The 1,164-nt window shown below is 41.1% G+C and carries 1 protein-coding gene; it reads left to right on the top strand.

Annotation, left to right across the window (positions count from 1 at the left end):
• Positions 1-43: 43 nt before the first annotated feature.
• Entirely contained in the window at positions 44-1,036 is a 993-nt protein-coding gene (xerA, locus tag MoGM_RS03230) for a site-specific tyrosine recombinase/integron integrase (protein ID WP_016212966.1), read from the top strand.
• The last annotated feature ends 128 nt before the right edge of the window (positions 1,037-1,164 follow it).

The following is a 1,164-nucleotide window of genomic DNA, read 5'->3' as shown; positions in this document are numbered from 1 at the left end:
GACTTCTACTCTTCGTTAGGTTCACCATATAATAACGAAGAATATGAAAGAAAAATTAATTCAAGAAATCAGCACCGCAATGGCAGAAGTGTTAAGTTTTGAACAAGTAGCTCACCTTAATAGCGTATTGCTTCAAGTCGTAAGCCAATACACTATTACCGAAGATGGCGAGACGCTGCACGAAAATGCAGCGTCTAACGACCGTCTGCTTGACATATTCCTGTCTGCAAAACAAGTGGAGGGTTGCACAACTCCGACAATCAAATACTATGGTTCAACCATTCGGCAGTTATTCAAGAAGATGCCTAAAAAGGTCACCGACTATACTACAGAGGATATCAGAGCCTACCTTGCTGTATTTCAGCGAAAAAACAAATCAAGCAAAGTTACCATTGATAATATTCGTCGGATATTTTCTTCGTTCTTTGCTTGGCTTGAAGAGGAGGACTACATCGTCAAAAGCCCTGTCCGCAGAATACATAAGGTGAAAACAGGAACACAGGTCAAGGAGGTGTTGAGTGATGAGAATATCGAGCAACTCCGTGATAGTTGCACTAAAATCCGTGACCTTGCCATTATCGACTTGTTGGCTTCAACCGGTATGCGTGTTGGTGAATTGGTAAAACTCAATCGTGAAGACATTAACTTCACAGAGCGTGAATGTATCGTATTTGGTAAGGGCAACAAGGAACGTATAGTTTACTTCAATGCTCGCGCAAAGATTCATTTACAACAATACTTGTCTTCTCGCAAAGACCGAAACAAGGCTCTCTTTGTCTCTTTAGCTAAACCGCATAAACGCTTGGAAATTTCGGGCGTGGAAACTCGTTTGCGTAAAATTGGGCGCACTGCAAAGATTGTACGTGTTCATCCTCACAAGTTCCGCCGTACATTGGCAACAATGGCAATTGACAAAGGTATGCCTGTGGAACAAGTGCAACGCTTGCTTGGTCATGTCAAGATTGACACTACCATGCACTATGCAATGGTTAATCAAAACAATGTCAAACTCTCACACCGTAAATTCATAAATTAACATGTGGTATTGTTCGACATATAACAGTAGCTCATCTTTCCTCAACAATAATCAAGGAAATGATAATTTAGAGCCGCAGGCGCTACCGTTGTTCAAGTCTTTGTTTATTGAAACTTCCATATATTCAG

This window comes from Prevotella sp. MGM1 (assembly GCF_002933775.1).
Taxonomy (GTDB): domain Bacteria; phylum Bacteroidota; class Bacteroidia; order Bacteroidales; family Bacteroidaceae; genus Prevotella.
The sequence above is the reverse complement of the archived record's forward strand: the minus strand, read 5'-3'. Positions and strand labels throughout refer to the sequence as shown.

Excerpts from the sequence above, each read along its gene's own strand:
- xerA (WP_016212966.1), top strand. The coding sequence starts at position 44 with ATGAAAGAAAAATTAATTCAAGAAATCAGCACCGCAATGGCAGAAGTG.